A 19077-nucleotide genomic window follows, 5' to 3' on the forward strand; every position below is an offset into this window, starting at 1 on the left:
TCCCACCTTCGTAAACCACGGAAACACCAGGGCTTTTCCGTGAACCCGCCGCGCGTGCCATTGACAACCGCGCGCGGGCCGGATTTTCGGCCCCGGGCGCGCCCCCTACCTCATCCCACCCGGGCCCGGGAGGCCCCGCCCCCCGCCCCGCGCCACCACCCCGAGTGCGGGCGAGCGACAGCCGACGTCCAACACCGGACGGACGCGCCCGCGCGGCGTCTCGCGCCCCCGGAAGCGCCGCGCGCGACACACGCCGCGACCTCGCGCCCGGCACGCTCCGTCTGCGCCCCGACGCACGCGGAGCCAGCGCCGCGCAGGCCGGATTCTCGGCCTCCGGCGCCGTTTCTGCCCACCCCTGGCGCAAGCCCGCGAAACGGCGCGGCGACCCACGCCGGAAGACCTCCGCCCGCGCCCCGCGACACCCGCCCCGCGAGGCGCGGACCGGCGCGTGTTCCGGACCGCTTCGACACACCATTTCCGGATCCACCTGAATGTCAGACCCCACCCGTAGTCTGTGTTCCACGAGGCACCGAACCCGAAGTCACTTCTCCCCGGAACCTCTCCGCCGAAGCGCGGGGGGCGAAGCCCTCTTTCCGACAGGTTTCCGCACGCCATGGAACAACGACTGGCCACCATCATTGGAAATGCAGTTCGCGCGGCGCGGCAGCGGCTGGAGCTCACCCAGGCCGACGTGGCCGAGCGCGTGGGTATCGCCACCGAGGTCTACGGTCGCCTCGAGCGCGGCCACATGCTGCCCAGCGTCCGCACGTTGAGGAAGCTGTGCCTGGTCCTCAACTGCTCCTCGGACGTGCTGCTCGGCATGGCGGGCGTGGAAGGCGCGCCCGCGCTCGCCGAGGATCCGCCCGAGTACCGCGAGCGCCCCGAGGTCCGCCGCCTGCTGCGCACCGTGCGCAAGCTCGACGCGCCGCGCCTGCGGCTGCTGGGGCAGGTCGCGCACGCCCTCGAGCCGTGAGCACGCGCACGCGCCCCCGCGGCGGGCCTCGCTTCGCGCCAATGCGAGGCACCGCGAGCGGGGGCGGTCGTGACAGCGCCGGGTGGAGGTAGACCCGGGCGCTGATTCGAGGGGGAAGCGGACGCGCGGGGTTGCGCGTTTTCGCAATCGCTTGGCGCATGGAATGAAGCGGCGGGAAATGGCCGGACCTACCCTCGTCCGCCATGAACCGCCCCCAGTCGGCTCCCGCCTTCGACCTGCCTCAACTCGCGGTGCACGCGCTGTGGTGGGTGTGGTTCCCGTCCTTCGTCTTGAGCTGGGACGCGCTGGGCGTCTGGCAACGCGTGGGGATGTGCGTCATCGGCTGGGCCGTGCTGTTCTGGAACTACGCCGTGCTGCACAATCACATGCACGTGTCCATGGCCCGGCCCCGGCTGGCGCACTGGGTCGTGTCGCGCACGCTCGGCATGGCCTGCGGCTTCCCGTATCGCGGCTACTACATCCACCACTTCAACCACCACCGGTACAACGACGGGCCGGGGGACTGGGGCCAGCGGCGCCCGGGCGAGGGCGTGGCGCGCTACTGCCTGCGCTCCGCGCTCACGCCGTGGTTCTGGCCGTTCGAGGCGGTGGGCAACGTGTGGCGCTGGGCGAAGAAGCGCAACCAGCGCGCGGAGCTGGCCTTCGACTTCCTGCTGGTGGATGGCGCCGTGCTGGCCCTCATCGTCTGGCGGCCCGCCATGGGACTGGCGTGGTGGGGAGTGTTGCTGGTGGGACAGGTCTGTATCCACTGGCTCAACCTGGCCGCCCACTTCGAGACGGACGCCTCCCAGCGGGCCGCCCTGGGCACGACGTCCACTTCCCGTCTGTACAACCTGTTCTTTTTCAATGCGGGTCATCACCAGGTCCACCACCTGAAGCCCCAGCTCCCCTGGAGGGACCTGCCCGAGGCCACGGAGGCGATGGCCGCCACGGCGCTGGTCCGTCCAGAGCTGGTGACTTCCCTGTCCCCCATCAATCCCTTCTGGGTGGCCAAGGTGGCGAAGCGCTATTCTGCCGAGCCGTGCGATCGGCAGACGGCGTCGACGATTACTTCCGGGACCCCCTCGGCCGTTATCTAGTCGGGGAAGGGTTCCTGCATTGGTACGCAGCCGCGGACCTGTGCGGCTTCATCCTCTGGGGTCGCCCGGGTGAGGCGCACGTGCGCCGGCTGGTGAACGTGCTCGACGTGGAGCTGGCGCCCGCGGCGCCGCATGCCTCGCTGGTGGACGCGCGCCGGCTGGAGGCCGCGGACCCGGCCGCGTTCGCGGTGCTGGTGAAGTACATGCAGGCGCGGGAGAAGTCCTTCAGCACGTCCGTGCAGCGCCAGGCGCTGGTGCGGCCGGAGGGCGTCGCGGGCGCGGTGGTGGGCGGGTTCTACACGCTGCTGACGGGGGCCTATCCCAGCAAGGTGTTCACGGATCCCGCCGTGGCGCTGGCGTGGCTGGGCCAGCCGGAGGCGACGGCGGCGCCGCTCCTGTCGAAGCTCAACGAGCTGGTGGCGGAGGCCACCGGCCAGTCGCCGCTCCTGCGCGAGCTGCACCAGGCGATGAAGGGCAAGCTGCCGGACATCAACCTGTCGGACGTGGCCCGGGAGATGGGCATGTCCGAGCGCACGCTCCAGCGCCGGCTGAAGGACGCGGGCACGTCCTTCCAGGCGGAGCTCAACGCCGTGCAGGTGCGCATGGCGCAGGCGCTGCTGCTGGAGACGGATATGAAGCTCACCGCCGTGGCGGTGGAGGTGGGCTGCGCGTCGCTCCAGCACTTCAGCAGCCTGTTCCGCAAGCTGGTGGGCGAGTCCCCCAGCGCGTGGCGCGAGCGGCAGCAGGGGCGCGCGTCCGGGGAGCCCGAACCGGAGGAGGCCGCCGAGCCGGCCGCCGACGAGGGCCCCCGCGGCGGCCCCAGCAGCGCCACCGGTCAGTAGTCCGCCGCGCCTGCCACGACGGGCCCGGTCAGCTCGGGCTGGCGGCCGGCAGGCGCAGCACGAAGCGCGCGCCGCCCCCCGGCCGGTTCTCCGCGGCCAGCGAGCCGCCGACGCGGGCCAGGTACTCGCGGCACAGCGCGAGCCCCAGGCCGGTGCCCTTGCCCGCGGACTTGGTGGTGAAGAAGGGGTCGAACATGCGCGGCAGGACGGCGTCGGGGATGCCAGGGCCGTTGTCCTCCACCTCCAGCACCACCCCGCCCTCCTCGCGCCGCGCCCGCAGCACGACGACGCAGGGGTGGCGCCCCGCCTGGGGCTGGAACTGGGCGGCGTCGAGCGCGTCCGCCGCGTTGAGCAGCAGGTTCACCACCACCTGCACCAGGTGCCGCTGGCTCAACCGCACGCGCGGCACGTCCAGGGCCACCTCGCGCACCACGCGGCACAGGCTGCGCAGGCGCACCGAGGCCAGCCGCTCCGCCTCCCCCAGCGCGTCCTCCAGCGAGCACGCCTCGTCCGTGTCCGTCGTCTCGCGGGAGAAGCGCTTCAGGTCGGTGACGATCTGCTGGATGCGCAGCACGCCCTGCCCCGTCTCGTCGAGCACGCGCTGCAGCTCCTCCAGGTCCGGCGCGGGGTCCCTCAGCGCGTCCGTCAGGAAGTGCAGGTTGGACTTCACGTAGGCCAGCGGGTTGTTCACCTCGTGCGCCACGCCCGCGGCCAGCCGCCCCATCAGCGCCAGCCGCTCCGTCTCCGAGTAGCTGCGCTCGGCCTCGGCGCGCAGCCGCTCGCTCCGCGCCAGCCGCTCCAGCGCCGCCGTGCGCTCGCGCTCCGCCTGGCGCTCGGCGATGCGCATGCGCCGGTACAGCTTCCCGCCGAAGATGGCCACCCACGCCATGAAGAGGAAGACGGTGACCTGCCCCGTCATCTCGTGGGGCTCGCCGTCCGCCCACCACGCCGCGCCCACCACGCCCACCAGCGTGAGCAGCACCATGGCCCACACCGTCACCAGGTCTCCCGGCGTGAAGACGCCGACGATGAGCGGCATGGCGAGCAGCAGCGGGAACAGCGGGCTCGACAGCCCCCCGGTGAAGAAGATGTCCAGCGCGAGCGCGGCCAGGCTGAACACGCCGGAGAGGGTGCTCACGCGCTGGATGGACAGCTTCCAAGGCCGCATCACCAGGGCGATGCCCACGAGCAGCGCGGACCAGCCCACGTGGATGAACAGCACCTCCGGCACGAAGCGGCCGAACATCAGCGGCTGCGTGAGCACCGACAACAGGATGACCCCCGCCGACACGATGAAGCCCCGGCGCTTCAAGCCCAGGTGCGGCTCGATGACGGCTCCCCCCGGCCCCGTGACGGCGCTGAACAACGGCACGTCGCCCCCTCCCCTAGGCCTGGAGGGCCCGACGCGCGGCGGGGCGGGCCAGCTGGCGCTCCATGTACGCGCGCAGCACCGGGAAGTCCGCGAGCAGGCCCATGCCCGAGGCCCAGTTGAGGATGGAGGCCATCACCACGTCCGCGGCGGTGAAGCGCTCGCCGACGAGGAACTCGCGGCCCGACAGCCGCGTCTCCAGCACGCGGGAGATGTCCGTGAAGCGCTTCTTCCCCCGCTCCGCCTCCGCGGGGACCCGCTCATGCTCGGGGAGGTAGCGGCTGTGCGCCGAGTAGGCGGACAGCGGCGGCTCCATGGTCGCCATACAGAACATGAGCCATTGGTAATACTCCGCGCGCTCGGGTGAGCCATGCGTGGGGGCCAGGCCCTTGTCCGGATACTTGTCCGCCACGTGCATGAGGATGGCGGCGGACTCGAACATCGGGTGGCCGTCGTCCTCGAGGGCGGGCAGCGAGCCCAGCGGGTGGATGCGCAGGTATTCGGGGCGCTTGTGCTCGCGCTGCAGCACGTCGACCGGGACCAGCTCGTAGGGCACGCCCAGCTCCTCGAGCACCCAGCGGGGGCGGGTGGCTCGGGAGTTGGGGGCGAAGTAGAGCTTCATCATCTGCGGGGTGACTCCGAGGTGTGGCGCGCGAGCCGACGGGCCTTGCCCAGCCGCCCGGCGCGGCGCGAGCTTCGCATCTCCCGGCGCTTCGTGGGGGCCGCGCCGATGGGGTCCGGACACACCGCGCGCAGCCGGCACCCCTTGCATTCCGCCCCGCTCCAGATGGCCTCGTAGAGCGCCGTCACCCGGTCGATGACGTCGAAGTCCTCCGTGGCGAAGCCCAGCTCGAAGTTGCGCGCGGTGTCCGCCTTGGCGCCCAGCCCGGCCCCCGTGAGGTTGGCGCTCCCCAGGTACACCCACGCCCCGTCCACGAGCACCGCCTTGAAGTGGACCCGGGGACAGACCTTGAGCGAAAGGCCGCCCTCCACCAGGCGCGCCCGCGCGTCGAAGGCCGCCCGGAACGGATGGCTGGGCAGCTCCGCGTGCAACAGCCGCAGCGACACGCCCCGCGCCGCCAGCCCGTCCAACACCTCCACCAACGGCACGAAGCGCCCCTTCGACTCCACGTACATCGCCTTCACGTTCGCCGTGGCCAGCCACACCGACTCGCGCGCGTGCAGCAGCTTCTCCAGCACCACCTCGCGGTACAGGTCGCTCCCGGACAGCAACTCCGCCTCGATGGGTCGCATGTCCACCAACATCCCACACCCAACCACCTCACCTCAAACCCGGCCGTCCCCAGAAATGACCCGAGGTCACTTGACGGAGCGTCTGGGCGTCACCTACTCATGACCCATGGTCAGCAACCTGGAGCCACGGCTGGGGCGGGAGGCGCCGAAGCGGGCGTTGAGGGACGAGGACAAGGAGGCGCGGCGGCGCCTGCTGCTGACCGAGGCGCTCGGGCTGTACCGGGAGACGTCCTACGGCGCGGTGAAGATGGCGGACGTGGCGGAGCGGGCGGGCCTGGCGAAGGGGACGGTGTTCCTCTACTTCCCCACGAAGGAGGCGCTGTTCCTCGCGCTGCTGGAGGACCTGCTGTTCGCGTGGCTCGCGCGGCTGGAGGCGCTCCTCGGGCGGGCCGCGGACGCGCCATGGACGGGACCGCGGCTGGCGCGTGAGGTGGCGGACTCGCTCGTCGGCGAAGAGTCGCTGACGCGCCTGCTGGCGATGCTCCAGACGGTGCTCGAGCAGAACGTCACGGAGGAGCAGACGCGGCGCTTCAAGGAGCGGCTCCTGGAGGCCCTGTCGCGCGTGGGCGCGAGGCTGGAGGCGCTGGTGCCGTTCCTGCGTCCGGGCGAAGGCCCGCGCCTGCTCCTGCACCTGCACGCGTTGGTGACGGGGCTGCGACAGATGGCGGACGTGGCGCCGGTGGCGCGCGCGGTGCTCGCCGCGCCGCACATGGCCCCCCTGCGCATCGACTTCACGGCCGAGCTGACGGCGGCCCTCACCACCCTCTTGCGCGGGCTCGAGGCCCGCTGAACCCCGCTTCACCACACCCCAGGAGCCCACCATGCTGGAGGCCGTCCCCTCAGCCGTCGAGTCGAAGCCGTCCCTGGAAGCCTCGCGCATCCTCACGGTGTTCCAGGCCCAGCGCGCGCACCGCTGGACGATGTCGCGCACCACCGCCGCCGAGCGCGTCGCCCGGCTCAAGAAGCTGCGCGAGGCCATCATCGCCCGCCGCGAGGAGCTGGCCGAGGCCATCCACCAGGACTTCCGCAAGCCCGCGCTGGAGGTGGAGCTGACGGAGGTGCACCCCACGCTGGAGGAGCTGAACCACACGGTGAAGCACCTCAAGTCGTGGATGAAGCCCACGCGCGTGGGCACGCCGCTGCTGCTGGCGGGCTCGTCCGCGCACGTGCGCTACGAGGCGCGCGGCGTGGTGCTCGTCCTGGCGCCCTGGAACTATCCCTTCCAGCTGCTGATGGCGCCGCTCATCGCCGCCATCGCCGCGGGCAACACCGTCATGTGTAAACCCAGCGAGAAGACGCCGCACACCTCGCGGTTCCTGGCGCGGCTGATTCGCGACGTGTTCCCGGAGAACGAGGTGGCGCTGTTCGAGGGCGGCGTGGAGACGGCGGAGGCGCTGCTGGAGCTGCCCTTCGACCACTTCTTCTTCACCGGCAACCCGCGCATCGGCCGCAAGGTGATGGAGGCCGCGGCGAAGCACCTGTCCAGCGTGACGCTGGAGCTGGGCGGCAAGTCGCCCGTCATCGTCGACGAGTCCGCGGACGTGCGGGCCGCGGCGGAGCGGCTGGCGTGGGGCAAGTTCATCAACGGCGGCCAGACGTGCGTGGCGCCGGACTACGTCTTCGTGCACGAGTCGCGCGCGCAGGCCTTCGTGGATGCGCTCAAGGCGGTCATCACCCGCTTCTACGGCGAGACGGAGCCCGAGCGGCAGGCCAGCCCCGACTTCTCCCGGCTGGTGGACGCCGCGGCGTGGCGCCGGGTGAAGGACCTGGTGGACCGCTCCGTGGCCGCGGGCGCGAAGGTGGAGACGGGCGGGCTGGGGGACGGCCCCTCGCGCTACCTGGCGCCCACCGTGCTGACGGGCGTGACGCCGGACATGGCGGTGATGGAGGGCGAAATCTTCGGACCCGTGCTGCCGGTGATGACCTTCCGCTCCCGGGACGAGGTCTACGCGCACATCCAGCGCGGGGACAAGCCGCTGGCGCTCTACGTCTTCAGCCAGGACAAGCGGGCCATCGAGGAGGTGTTCCGCCACACCACCTCCGGCGGGGCGGTGGTGAACAACGTCCTCATCCACGTGGCGAACCCGAACCTGCCCTTCGGCGGGGTGGGCGTGAGTGGCCTGGGCAACTACCACGGCGTCTACGGCTTCCGCACCTTCAGTCACGAGCGGGCCGTGTCGGTGCAATGGATGAAGTCGCTCGCCGCGGTGTTCTTCCCGCCGTACCGCGGAAAGGCGCAGGAGTGGGCCTCCCGCGCCAGCCGGCTGATGGAATAGGAGCCCCGGGATGCGCGTGGTGAAGCTGGAGGAGGAGCTGGTCCCCAGGGGCCTGCAGGAGGCGTTCGACCGCCTGCGGGCCCGGCGCTGGGACGTGGCCGAGCGTGGCCCCGCCGAGCGGCTGGAGCGGCTGGAGAAGCTCAAGGCCCTCATCCTCGGGCGCCGCGACGCGCTGGCGGAGGCCCTGCACGCGGACTTCCGCAAGCCGGGCGCGGAGGTGGAGGCCACGGAGGTGCTGCCGGTGCTCCAGGAGCTGGAGCACGTGCGCAAGCACCTCAAGGGCTGGATGAAGGCGCGCAAGGTGGCCACGCCGCTGATGCTCGCGGGGACGTCCAGCCACGTGCGCGCCGAGCCCCGGGGCACCGTGCTGGTGATGGCCCCGTGGAACTACCCGTTCAACCTGCTGGTGTCGCCGCTCGTCGCCGCCGTCGCCGCGGGCAACACCGTGATGTGCAAGCCCAGCGAGAAGACGCCGCGCACCACGCGCTTCCTGGCGGACCTGATTCGCGACGCCTTCCCCGAGGACGAGGTGGTGCTGGTGGAGGGCGGCGCGGAGGTGGGCGAGGCGCTCCTGCGGCTGCCCTTCGACCACTTCTTCTTCACCGGCGGGCCCCGGGTGGGGCGCCGGGTGATGGAGGCCGCGGCGAGGCACCTGGCGGGCGTGACGCTGGAGCTGGGCGGCAAGTCGCCGGCCGTGGTGGACGTGACGGCGGACATCGACGCGGCGGCGGAGCGCATCGCCTGGGGCAAGTACCTCAACGGCGGCCAGACGTGCATCGCGCCGGACCACGTCTGGGTGCACGCCTCGCGCGAGGAGGCGCTGCTGGCGGCGCTGAAGGCCTCGCTGGAGCGCTTCTACGGGCGCTCCGAGGAGGCGCGCCGCGCGAGCCCCGACTTCTGCCGCATGGTGGATGACGGCGCCTTCGCGCGCGTGCGCGGGCTGCTCGACCGGACGGTGGCGGCGGGCGCGCGCGTGGTCGCCGGCGGCGGCGTGGACGCGGAGACGCGCTTCATCGCGCCCACGGTGCTGGCGGACGTGGCGCCGGACGCCCCCATCATGGAGGAGGAGATCTTCGGCCCGGTGCTGCCGGTGCTGCGCTACGAGTCGCTCGACGAGGTCGTGTCGCACGTGCGCGCGGGCGGCAAGCCCCTGGCCCTCTACGTCTTCGGCAAGGACGACGCGACGGTGGAGCGGCTGCTGCGGCAGACGAGCGCGGGCGGCTCCTGCGTCAACACCGTGGTGCTCCACAACGCGAACCCCCACCTGCCCTTCGGCGGCGTCGGCGCCAGCGGCCTGGGCGCGTACCACGGCGAGACGGGCTTCCGGACCTTCAGCCACGAGCGCGCGGTGCTGCGCCAGGGCCGCACGTCGCTCGCCCACCTGCTGTTCCCCCCGTACACCGACAAGGCGCGCAGGCTGGCCCGCCTGGCCAGCCGCCTCTTCGAGTGATTCCCCTCCGCCCAGGTGGGGTCGCCCGGCCTCGGCGCCAAAACAAGCAATCATGCTTGCTTTTTTAGGGGAGCCCCCCCAGACTCCCCACTCATCGTCGTGAGAGGTGTGATGGACGTTCGATTGCTGAGTCCCGGCAAGACCTCCCACTTCCCCGACGACGACCTCCCCAGATTGACGCACTGCATCCCCGGTCCCTCGCTCGCGGGGTCGTCGCGTGTGCCGTGCGCGCGCCCCGCCGGAGTCACAGGACCGCATCACTGAGCCTTCGCCCGCTCCCGCGCCCACCGAGGAAGCCCATGCAGCAGACCCAGGAACACCGCGCCATCCGCCAGACGGTCCGCAAGTTCGTCGAGCAGGAACTCAACCCGCATGTCGACGCGTGGGAGGCGGCCGAGCTCTTCCCGGCGAAGGAGGTCTTCCGGAAGCTGGGCGAGCTGGGGCTGCTCGGCATCACCAAGCCCCCGGAGTTCGGCGGGCTGGGGCTGGACGCGTCGTTCTCCGTGGCGTTCGCGGAGGAGCTGGGCCACTGCACGTGCGGCGCGCTGCCCATGGCCATCGGGGTCGTCACGGACATGGCGACGCCGGCGCTGGCGCGCTTCGGCAGCGACGAGCTGCGGCGGGAGTTCCTCGCGCCCACGCTCACGGGCGAGCGGGTGTGCTCCATCGCGGTGAGCGAGCCGGGCGCCGGCTCCGACGTGGCGTCCGTGACGACCACCGCGCGCCGCGACGGCGACGACTACGTCGTCGACGGCAGCAAGATGTGGATCACCAACGGCATGCAGGCGGACTGGGTGTGCCTGCTCGCCAACACGGGCGAGGGCCCGGCGCACGCGAACAAGTCGCTCATCATCGTGCCCATGGACCGCCCGGGCATCACCAAGGCGAAGATCCGCAAGCTGGGCATGTGGGCGTCGGACACGGCGCAGCTGTTCTTCGACGGCGTGCGCGTGCCGGCGCGCTTCCGCATCGGCGAGGAGGGGCGCGGCTTCGCCATGCAGATGCAGCAGTTCCAGGAGGAGCGGCTGTTCGTCTCCGCCAGCACGCTGGTCACCTTCGACCGGCTCATCGCGCAGACGGCGGAGTACGCGCGGCAGCGCAAGGCCTTCGGCGCGTCCATCCTCGACAACCAGTCCGTGCACTTCCGGCTCGCGGAGCTGCAGACGGAGGTGGAGGCGCTGCGCGCGCTCATCTACCGCGCCGTGGGGATGTACGTGGAGAACAAGGACGACCCGGAGGTCGTCAAGCTGGCCTCCATGTGCAAGCTGAAGTCCGGCCGGCTCGCGCGCGAGCTGGTGGACGGGTGCCTCCAGTACTGGGGCGGCATGGGCTTCACCTGGGACAACCCGCTGGCGCGCGCGCACCGCGACCTGCGCCTGGGGTCCATCGGCGGCGGCGCCGACGAGGTCATGCTGGGCATCATCAGCAAGGCCATGGGCACCCTGCCCCGCAAGCCGCGCGGCTGACGACACCGCTTCGATTCCCAACGGGGGGACATCACACCACCACACCACGCGCCCCCCGGGCGGAGAGGAGCACGCCATGTCCGCGACCCACGACGCGCACTACCCGCGCATCAGCCGAGTCCTGCTGGGAGACGCCGTCCGGAGGTCGGCCCTGCGCTGGCCGGAGCGCCTCGCCCTGGTCGACGGCGAGCTGGAGCTGTCCTACGCGGAGCTGGAGCGGCGCACGAACGCGTTCGCCCACTACCTGCTCGCGCAGGGCCTGCCCCCGGGCGCGCGCGTCGCCATGTTCTGCGGCAACTCCGCGCAGATGGTCACCGCCTTCCTCGGCATCTACAAGGCGGGCCTCGTCTGGGTGCCCATCAACACCGGCCTGTCCGTGGCCGGCACGCGCTACATCCTGGAGCACGCGGAGGCGACCCACCTCGTCATCGACGCGGAGTTCCTCGCCCGGGCGGACCTGCGGGCGATGGTCGACGCGCTGGGCCTGCGCGTCATCGTCTGCGTCCCCGAGGGCCAGGTGGCTCCGGGCGGGGACACCACCGCGTTCCTCGACACGCTGCGGGGCCAGCACGCCACCCCGCCCGAGCTGGACGTGCCGAGCACCACGATGGCGCAGATCATGTACACGAGCGGCACCACCGGGCAGCAGAAGGGCGTGATGCACTCGCACGGGTCCGTGCACTCGGCGTTGATGGGCAACCTCTACGAGCTGGGGATGCGGCCGGGGGACTCGACCCTCTGCGTGCTGCCCATGTTCCACTGCGCGCAGCACGCCATCTCCATGACGTTCCTCCTGGCGGGCGGGACGGTCGTCGTGCGGCGCGTCTTCGAGCCGGGCGCGATGCTGGAGACCGTCGAGCGGCGGGCAATCACGTTCCTGCTGGGCCTGCCCATCATGTACGGCGCGATGCTCGCCCACCCGGCGCGCGCGACCACGAACCTGTCCAGCCTGCGGCTGTGTCTGTACGTGATGGCGCCCATGGCGCGCACGATGCTCGTGGAGCTGCTGGAGAAGTTCTGTCCCGGCGGCTTCGCGCTCGCGTCCGGCCAGACGGAGATGTACCCGGCGACGACCATGTTCAAGCCGGAGCAGCAGCTCAAGCGGTTCGGCTCGTACTGGGGCGACTCGGTGGTGACGAACGAGACGGCCGTCATGGACGACGAGGGCCGGCTGCTCGGGCGCGGCGAGGTGGGCGAAATCGTCCACCGCGGGCCCAACGTCATGCTCGGCTACTACAAGGACCCGGAGGCCACGCAGAGGGCGCGCGCGTTCGGCTGGCACCACACCGGCGACCTGGGCATGTTCGACGGCGACGGCCAGCTGCTCTTCGTGGACCGCAAGAAGGACATGATCAAGACCGGCGGGGAGAACGTCCCGTCCATCAAGGTCGAGGAGGTCCTCCTGCGCCACCCCGCGGTGCTCCAGGTCGCCGTGGTGGGCCTGCCCCACGCGCGCTGGGCGGAGGCCGTCACCGGCTTCGTCGTGCTCAAGCCCGGCGCCGCGGCGACGCCCGCGGACATCGTCACCCACTGCCGCCAGCACCTGGGCGGGTTCGAGGTCCCCAAGTCCGTCGTCCTGCTGGACGCCATGCCCCAGACGAGCACCGGCAAGGCCCAGAAGTTCGTCCTCCGCCAGCAGTACGAACGGCACTACGAGGACACCCCCGGGGCCACCTGAGCCCCGCTCCACCGTCACCCACGAGGCAAGCGTGAGCACCCTTCAAGGAAAGACGCTGTTCATCACCGGCGCGAGCCGGGGCATCGGCAAGGCCATCGCGCTGCGCGCCGCGCGCGACGGGGCGAACATCGTCATCGCGGCGAAGACGTCCGAGCCCCACCCCAAGCTGCCCGGCACCATCCACAGCGCGGCGGAGGACATCGAGAAGGCGGGCGGCAAGGCGCTCCCGTTGATGGTCGACATCCGCTACGAGGACCAGCTCGCCGCCGCCGTGGAGCAGGCGGTGGCGAAGTTCGGCGGCATCGACATCTGCGTGAACAACGCGAGCGCCATCAGCCTCACCGGCACGCTCGAGACGCCGATGAAGAAGTACGACCTGATGAACCAGGTCAACGCGCGCGGCACCTACGCCACGTCCCAGGCGTGCCTGCCGCACCTCCTGCGCGCGAAGAACCCGCACATCCTCAACCTCTCCCCGCCGCTGAGCCTGGACCCGAAGTGGTTCGCCAACCACGTCGCCTACACCATGGCGAAGTACGGGATGAGCATGTGCGTGCTCGGCATGGCCGCCGAGTTCAAGGACCAGGGCGTGGCGGTGAACGCGCTCTGGCCGCGCACCACCATCTGGACGGCGGCCATGGCCATGATTGGGGGACAGGAGGCCGCCCGCGGCTGCCGCACCCCGGACATCATGGCGGACGCCGCGCACGCCATCCTCACGACCAACAGCCGCGAGGTGACGGGCCAGTTCTTCATCGACGAGGACCTGCTGCGCTCGCGCGGCGTCACCGACTTCGACCCGTACGCCGTGGAGAAGGGCGCGGAGCTGATGCCCGACTACTTCCTCGACTGAGGAGGCGGGGCCCGGGGCGCGTGAGTCACCGCGCCCCGGGGGCACGGCTCAGGTGCGCAGGCCCGGGGCCTCGTGGCCCGTGCGCGCGACGTACTCGGTGTAGCCGCCGCCGTACTGGTGGATGCCGTCCGGCGTCAGCTCCAGCACGCGGTTGGACAGCGCGCCCAGGAAGTGGCGGTCGTGGGAGACGAACAACATCGTCCCCTCGTACTGGGACAGGGCGGTGATGAGCATCTCCTTCGTCGCCATGTCCAGGTGGTTCGTGGGCTCGTCCAGCACCAGGAAGTTGGGCGGGTCGAAGAGCATCTTCGCCATCACCAGGCGGGCCTTCTCGCCGCCGGACAGCACGCGGCACTTCTTCTCCACCTCGTCACCGGAGAAGCCGAAGCAGCCCGCCAGCGCGCGCAGCGAGCCCTGGCCCGCGCGGGGGAACGCGTCCTCCAGCGACTGGAACACGGTGCGCTCGCCGTCCAGCAGGTCCATGGCGTGCTGGGCGAAGTAGCCCAGCTTCACGCTGCCGCCCATCGTCACCATGCCGGTGTCCGGCTCCGTCGCGCCCACCACCAGCTTCAGCAGCGTGGACTTGCCCGCGCCGTTGACGCCCATGATGCACCAGCGCTCGCCGCGCCGGACGAGGAAGTCCATGCCCTCGTAGATGCGCCGCTTGCCGTAGGCCTTGTGCACGGCCTTCAGGCTCACCACGTCGTCGCCGGAGCGCGGCGCGGGCTGGAACTCGAACAGCACCGTCTGGCGGCGCTTGGGCGGCTCCACCCGTTCGATCTTCTCCAGCTTCTTCACGCGGCTCTGCACCTGCGCCGCGTGCGAGGCGCGCGCCTTGAAGCGCTCGATGAACTTCAGCTCCTTGGCGAGCATGGCCTGCTGGCGCTCGTACTGCGCCTGCTGCTGCTTCTCGTTCTGCGCGCGCTGCTGCTCGTAGAACTCGTAGTTGCCGGCGTACGTGGTCAGCGTGCCGCCGTCGATCTCCACCATCTTGGTGACGATGCGGTTCATGAACTCGCGGTCGTGCGAGGTCATCAGCAGCGCGCCCTCGTACCCCTTGAGGAAGCCCTCCAGCCAGATGAGGCTCTCCAGGTCCAGGTGGTTGGAGGGCTCGTCGAGCAGCATCGCGTCCGGCCGCATGAGGAGGATGCGGGCCAGCGCCACGCGCATCTTCCAACCGCCGGACAGCGCGCCCACGTCGCCGTCCATCATCTCCTCGCTGAAGCCCAGGCCCGCGAGGATCTCCCGCGCGCGGCCCTCCAGCGCGTAGCCGCCCAGCTCCTCGAAGCGCCCCTGCACCAGGCCGTAGCGCTCGACGAGCTTCTCCATCTCGTCCGCCTTGTCCGGGTCCGCCATGGCCGCCTCGAGCTCCTTGAGCTCGGCCGCCACCACGCTCACCGGGCCGGCGCCGTCCATGACCTCGGAGACGGCGCTGCGGCCGGCCATCTCACCGACGTCCTGGCTGAAGTAGCCGATGGTGACGCCCCGGTCGACGGCGACCTGGCCCTCGTCCGGGTGCTCCTGGTCCGTGATCATCCGGAACAGCGTCGACTTGCCGGCCCCGTTGGGCCCCACGAGGCCCACCTTCTCCCCCTTGTGGAGGGCGGCCGAGGCCTCGATGAAGAGAATCTGCTGGCCGTGCTGCTTGCTGATGTTGTCGAGACGAATCATGTGCGTAGGGGGGCCCGGGAAGCGGGCGCGGCGTCCTTATGCCACGAGGGGCGCCCGGGGAGGACTCTTCCGAACCCGCAAGACGCGGGTTCTCATGCCCGGGACCGGCCGGCCGGGGGGTCGGCGGGCCGGCGGCACGGGGGCGTGACGCGCCCAGCCCCCCTCCCACGCTCAGGGGACGACCACCAGCCGGATGGGGTTGCCCTCCTTCTTCACCAGCCGCTCCACCCCCTTGGCCACGTCCTCCAGGGGCAGCGTCGCGCTCACGGACCGGGAGACGTCCAGCCGCTTCGTCCCCACCAGCCGGACGAGCTGATCCAGGTGCTTCTTCTCGTAGCCGAGGTGGCCGAGCAGCTCCTGGGAGCGCACCCCGAACACGGAGCCGGGGCCCAGTTGGATGGGCTCCGGCGACAGGCCCACCATCACCGCCTTGCCGAAGCGCCCCAGGCTCTTGGCGGCCTGGGCCAGCACCACGTTGGCGCCCACCAGGTCCACCGCCACGTCCAGGCCCAACCCGTTGGTGTGCTTCAGGATCTGGTCGCGCACGTCCGGGGAGCGCGGGTCCAACGCCACGTCCGCGCCGAACTCCAGCGCCCGGGCGCGCGCCGCCTCGTTGGTGTCGAAGGCGAGGATGGGCGCCGCGCCCAGCATGCGGGCGATCTGCACCGCGTGGACGCCGAGCCCGCCGATGCCCCACAGGCCCACCGACTGCGCGGGCCGCAGCCCCGCCCGGTCCACGAGGCCCGCGTAGGGCGTGGCCACCGCGTCCGCGAGGATGGCGGCCTGCTCGAAGGGCAGCCCCTCCGGCACCTCCACCAGCGCGTGGTACGGCACCACGACGTACTCGGCCCACGCGCCGTCGTAGTGGAAGCCCATGATGAGGAAGTCCAGGCACTCCTGGGGCTGGCCGTTGGAGCACTTCGCGCAGCGGCCACAGGGCTTGCCGCCCGCGATGGCCACGCGGGTCCCCGGCTTCCAGCGCGGCACGCCGATGCCCACCTCGTCGATGACGCCGGCCGACTCGTGCCCCGGCGTCACCACGGGCAGGGGCGACGGCAGCGAGCCGTCGATGAGGTGCGCATCCGACAGGCAGATGCCACACGCCTTCACCTTCACGCGGACCTCACCGGGGCCCGGCTTGGGGACGGGCACGTCCGTCACCGTCAGCGTCTTCGCCGCCGTGTCGAAGCGCGCCGCCCGCATCGTCCGCTGGTTCGCCTCTCCCATCGCGTGCTCTCCTCGCCCGCGTCGCGCACGAGCGGGCGTCAACGAAACGACTGGAAGGCGCGCACGCTAGCACGCACCCGGGGACGGGCCCGCACCCGCGTCGGGGATGCGCGGAGGGTGACACTCCGCGATTTCGCAGAGCGGATGTCCCCGCGCGGCGCGTGGCATAGAGTCCGCCCGTGCTGACGCTCGACCCGCATCCGTCCCTGGACACGCTGGCCTTCACCTCCACCTTCCCCGCGCCGCTGGGCTCGCTGCCCTCGCCGGACTGGCTCGTGGCGCTGCTGAAGCCGGACGCCGCGGCGCCCCTCTCCAGCGACGACGCCGTGCGCGGCGCCGTCCGCGACATGCTCCGCCACGGCGGCTACAAGCCCACCGGCCGGGGCAAGCCCGCCTCCGAATACCTCGTGCGCGCCGCGGGCGACGGCTCGCTCGGCGCCATCAACACCGCCGTGGACCTGTGCAACGCGGTGTCCCTGCACAGCGGCCTGCCCGTCAGCGTGGTGGACCTGGACCGCGCCCGGGCCCCCTTCCGCATCGGCATCGCGCCCGAGGGCGCCCAGTACGTCTTCAACGCCTCCGGGCAGAGCATCGACCTGGCGGGCCTCCTGTGCCTCTTCGACGCGGAGGGGCCCTGCGCCAACGCGGTGAAGGACGCCCAGCGCACCAAGACGAACGCGGACACGCGCCGCACCCTCACCGTCCTCTGGGGCGCCAGGAGCCTGGGTGACCGCACCGCCCGCGCCTTCGCGTGGTATCGCGAGCTGCTGGAGCGCGCGGGCGCCACCGTGGAGCCCGTGCGCTGACGCCGTCCGCTCACGCCCCCACGCGCACCACCACCTTGCCGAAGGGCCCCCGGTCCAGGTGCGCGAGCGCCTGGGGGAACGCGTCCAGCGCATAGGTCGCGTCCACCACCGGGTCCAGGCGCAGCGTGTCCACCGCGCGGACCAGCTCCTCCAGGCCGCGCCGGTGGCCCACCGCCACGCCCTGGATGACGCCGTGGCTCTGGAACAGCGGCAGCACGGGGAAGCGCGCGTCGAAGCCCTCCAGGATGCCGATGAGGGCGATGCGTCCGCCGCTCGCGAGCGCTCGCACGGAGCGCCCCAGGTCGTCCCCGCCCACCACCTCCAGGATGACGTCCGCGCCGCGTCCTCCGGTCAGCTCCAGCACCGCCTGCTCCCAGTCCGGTGACTCACGCCGGTGGATGCCATGCGCCGCGCCCAGCGCCTTCACGCGGTCGAGCTTCGCCGCGTCCCCCGACGTGACGAGGACGCGCGCCCCGAGCGCGGAGGCGAGCTGCACGGCGAACAGCGACACCCCGCCCGTGCCCTGCGTCACCACCGTCTGCCCGGGCCTGGGCGCGCCGTGCTCCATCAGCGCCGTCCACGCCGTGAGGCCGGCGCACGGCAGCGTGCTCGCCTTCACGTCGTCCAGCGTCCGGGGCGCGGCGACGAGCCAGGCCTCCGGGAAGGACACGTACTCCGACAACACGCCGGGAAGCTGCCCGCCCAGGCTCGGCACCATGCCGTCCACCCTGGGAGGCGGCCCATCCAGCCACGGGGGACTGAAGTGGGCGAGCACCCGCGCGCCCTTCCTGACGCGCGTGACCCCTTCGCCCGTGGCCACCACCTCGCCCGCCATGTCGGACGTGGGCACGAAGGGCCCCGGCGCGGCCAGCGGTCCCGGCCCGTCGAGGATGAGCTTCTCGCGGTAGTTGAGCGACACCGCGCCCACGCGCACCAACGCCTCGCCCGGCTTCGGGGTGGGAATCTCCACGCTCGCCAGCTCCAGGTTCGCGCGGCCCGGCTTCCGCAACTCCCATCGCTTCATCACGCCTGCCATGTGTTCTCCCTCTCGTGCCTCCAGGAGGCGCGGGGGATATACGGAGGCCATGGTGTCTCCAGTGGAGAGCTTTCGGGGCTTCACTGGCGACAGACATTCACCCATGGAGTGGAGGCCCGGCATGACCGACCGGCTCAGCGGAGTGCACGCGTTCGTCCAGGCCGCGGAGGCGGGAGGCTTCGCGCTCGCGGCCCAGCGGATGGGGCTGTCCCGCTCCGCCGTGGGCAAGAGCATCGCGCGGCTGGAGCAGCGGCTGGGCACGCGCCTGTTCCAGCGCACCACGCGCCAGCAGCGCCTCACCGAGGACGGTCAGGTCTTCTACGAGCGCTGCGTGCGCGCCCTCGCGGAGCTGGAGGCCGCGGAGGCCGCGCTCGACTCCGGACGCCGCGAGCCCACGGGGCGACTGCGCGTCACCGCGTCCGTGCTGTTCGGCCGGCACCTCGTCGCGCCGCTCCTGTGTGAGCTGGCCCGCGAGCACCCGGGCCTGGAGCTGGAGCTGTCCTTCAGCGACCGCGTGGTGGACCTCATCGAGGACGGCTACGACCTGGCCATCCGCGTCGCGCCGCTCGCGGACCAGGCCGGGCTCACCGCGCGGAAGCTCGGCGCGCAGATGATGACCGTCTGCGCGTCACCCGACTACCTCGCCCGGCGCGGTCGCCCCCGGACGCTCGAGGACCTGCCCCACCACGAGGCCATCACCTATGGGCGCCATGGCCTCAGCAAGCCGTGGCTGTTCCCGGACGGGAAGGGAGGCGACACGCCCGTCCGCGTCCAGGGACGCCTGCGCCTGGATGACCTGGAGTCCGTCGCGGACGCCGCCACACGGGGCCTGGGGCTCGCGTGGCTCCCCTGCTGGCTCGTCACGGAGCGGCTGCGCCGAGGCGAGCTGGTGGCGCTGCTCGAGTCCGCGGGCCGCCACGGCAACGAAATCTTCGCCGTGTGGCCACAGAACAAGCACCTGCCCACCAAGGTGCGCGCGGCCGTCGACCTGCTCGCGGCGCGCATCCCCGAGCGGCTCGCCCGCACCGCGCGAAAGCCCCCGCGCCCACACACCGGACGGACACGCTGAGCCAGGC

At 71.8% G+C, this 19077-nt stretch carries 17 protein-coding genes; 11 read left to right on the forward strand and 6 right to left on the reverse strand.

Annotation, left to right across the window (positions count from 1 at the left end; translation table 11 throughout):
• Positions 1–613: 613 nt before the first annotated feature.
• From LZ198_RS19185 to LZ198_RS19195, 3 genes are all read left to right on the forward strand, one after another.
• Positions 614–973, forward strand: coding sequence for a helix-turn-helix transcriptional regulator (locus tag LZ198_RS19185; protein ID WP_234066087.1), 360 nt, complete (start codon positions 614–616; stop codon positions 971–973).
• Between the two features lie 203 nt (positions 974–1176).
• Positions 1177–2073 carry a fatty acid desaturase family protein gene (locus LZ198_RS19190; RefSeq protein WP_253973454.1) on the forward strand — a complete coding sequence of 299 codons (897 nt, stop codon included), beginning with the start codon at positions 1177–1179 and terminating at the stop codon, positions 2071–2073.
• A gap of 80 nt (positions 2074–2153) precedes the next feature.
• Positions 2154–2915, forward strand: coding sequence for a helix-turn-helix transcriptional regulator (locus LZ198_RS19195; RefSeq protein WP_253973455.1), 762 nt, complete (start codon positions 2154–2156; stop codon positions 2913–2915).
• 28 nt (positions 2916–2943) lie between these two features.
• On the opposite strand, the gene LZ198_RS19200 is transcribed toward LZ198_RS19195, so the two are convergent.
• The 3 genes from LZ198_RS19200 to LZ198_RS19210 are packed head-to-tail and all read right to left on the reverse strand — an operon-like array spanning position 2944 to position 5538.
• Positions 2944–4287, reverse strand: coding sequence for a sensor histidine kinase (locus LZ198_RS19200; RefSeq protein ID WP_253973456.1), 1344 nt, complete (start codon positions 4285–4287; stop codon positions 2944–2946).
• 13 nt (positions 4288–4300) lie between these two features.
• Complete coding sequence (locus LZ198_RS19205) at positions 4301–4909, reverse strand: glutathione S-transferase family protein (RefSeq protein WP_253973457.1); 609 nt, start codon at positions 4907–4909, stop codon at positions 4301–4303.
• Complete coding sequence (locus tag LZ198_RS19210) at positions 4906–5538, reverse strand: phospholipase D-like domain-containing protein (RefSeq protein ID WP_253973458.1); 633 nt, start codon at positions 5536–5538, stop codon at positions 4906–4908. Before LZ198_RS19210 ends, LZ198_RS19205 begins: the two co-directional genes overlap by 4 nt.
• Before the next feature lie 106 nt (positions 5539–5644).
• Here LZ198_RS19210 and LZ198_RS19215 point away from each other — a divergent pair, with 106 nt between their 5' ends.
• The 6 genes from LZ198_RS19215 (at position 5645) to LZ198_RS19240 (ending at position 13261) form a co-directional block, all read left to right on the forward strand.
• A complete protein-coding gene (locus LZ198_RS19215; protein WP_253973459.1) occupies positions 5645–6328 on the forward strand; it encodes a TetR/AcrR family transcriptional regulator in 684 nt (227 codons plus the stop codon).
• 31 nt (positions 6329–6359) lie between these two features.
• Positions 6360–7814 carry an aldehyde dehydrogenase family protein gene (locus LZ198_RS19220; RefSeq protein ID WP_253973460.1) on the forward strand — a complete coding sequence of 485 codons (1455 nt, stop codon included), beginning with the start codon at positions 6360–6362 and terminating at the stop codon, positions 7812–7814.
• 10 nt (positions 7815–7824) lie between these two features.
• Positions 7825–9264, forward strand: a complete 1440-nt coding sequence (locus LZ198_RS19225) for an aldehyde dehydrogenase family protein (RefSeq protein WP_253973461.1) — start codon at positions 7825–7827, stop codon at positions 9262–9264.
• A gap of 299 nt (positions 9265–9563) precedes the next feature.
• The gene (locus LZ198_RS19230) at positions 9564–10730 is read left to right on the forward strand and encodes an acyl-CoA dehydrogenase family protein (RefSeq protein WP_253973462.1); all 1167 of its coding nucleotides are present in this window, start codon (positions 9564–9566) and stop codon (positions 10728–10730) included.
• A 76-nt stretch (positions 10731–10806) separates the two neighbouring features.
• A complete protein-coding gene (locus tag LZ198_RS19235) occupies positions 10807–12408 on the forward strand; it encodes an AMP-binding protein (RefSeq protein WP_253973463.1) in 1602 nt (533 codons plus the stop codon).
• A 31-nt stretch (positions 12409–12439) separates the two neighbouring features.
• Positions 12440–13261, forward strand: coding sequence for an SDR family oxidoreductase (locus LZ198_RS19240; RefSeq protein ID WP_253973464.1), 822 nt, complete (start codon positions 12440–12442; stop codon positions 13259–13261).
• 48 nt (positions 13262–13309) lie between these two features.
• Here LZ198_RS19240 and LZ198_RS19245 read toward each other — a convergent pair whose 3' ends face one another.
• A complete protein-coding gene (locus tag LZ198_RS19245; protein ID WP_253973465.1) occupies positions 13310–14932 on the reverse strand; it encodes an ABC-F family ATP-binding cassette domain-containing protein in 1623 nt (540 codons plus the stop codon).
• A 171-nt stretch (positions 14933–15103) separates the two neighbouring features.
• The gene (locus LZ198_RS19250; protein WP_253973466.1) at positions 15104–16159 is read right to left on the reverse strand and encodes a zinc-binding dehydrogenase; all 1056 of its coding nucleotides are present in this window, start codon (positions 16157–16159) and stop codon (positions 15104–15106) included.
• Positions 16160–16338: 179 nt separating this feature from the next.
• Here LZ198_RS19250 and LZ198_RS19255 point away from each other — a divergent pair, with 179 nt between their 5' ends.
• Complete coding sequence (locus tag LZ198_RS19255; protein WP_253973467.1) at positions 16339–16965, forward strand: phenylalanine--tRNA ligase beta subunit-related protein; 627 nt, start codon at positions 16339–16341, stop codon at positions 16963–16965.
• Between the two features lie 10 nt (positions 16966–16975).
• On the opposite strand, the gene LZ198_RS19260 is transcribed toward LZ198_RS19255, so the two are convergent.
• Positions 16976–18001 (reverse strand): zinc-dependent alcohol dehydrogenase family protein, encoded by a 1026-nt coding sequence (locus tag LZ198_RS19260; protein WP_253973468.1) that lies wholly within the window; start codon positions 17999–18001, stop codon positions 16976–16978.
• A gap of 121 nt (positions 18002–18122) precedes the next feature.
• Between LZ198_RS19260 and LZ198_RS19265 the strand changes: the two genes are divergently transcribed.
• Positions 18123–19070 (forward strand): LysR family transcriptional regulator, encoded by a 948-nt coding sequence (locus LZ198_RS19265; protein WP_253973469.1) that lies wholly within the window; start codon positions 18123–18125, stop codon positions 19068–19070.
• Positions 19071–19077 lie beyond the last annotated feature (7 nt).

The organism is Myxococcus dinghuensis (assembly GCF_024198235.1).
In the GTDB taxonomy this organism is placed as follows: Bacteria; Myxococcota; Myxococcia; order Myxococcales; family Myxococcaceae; genus Myxococcus; species Myxococcus dinghuensis.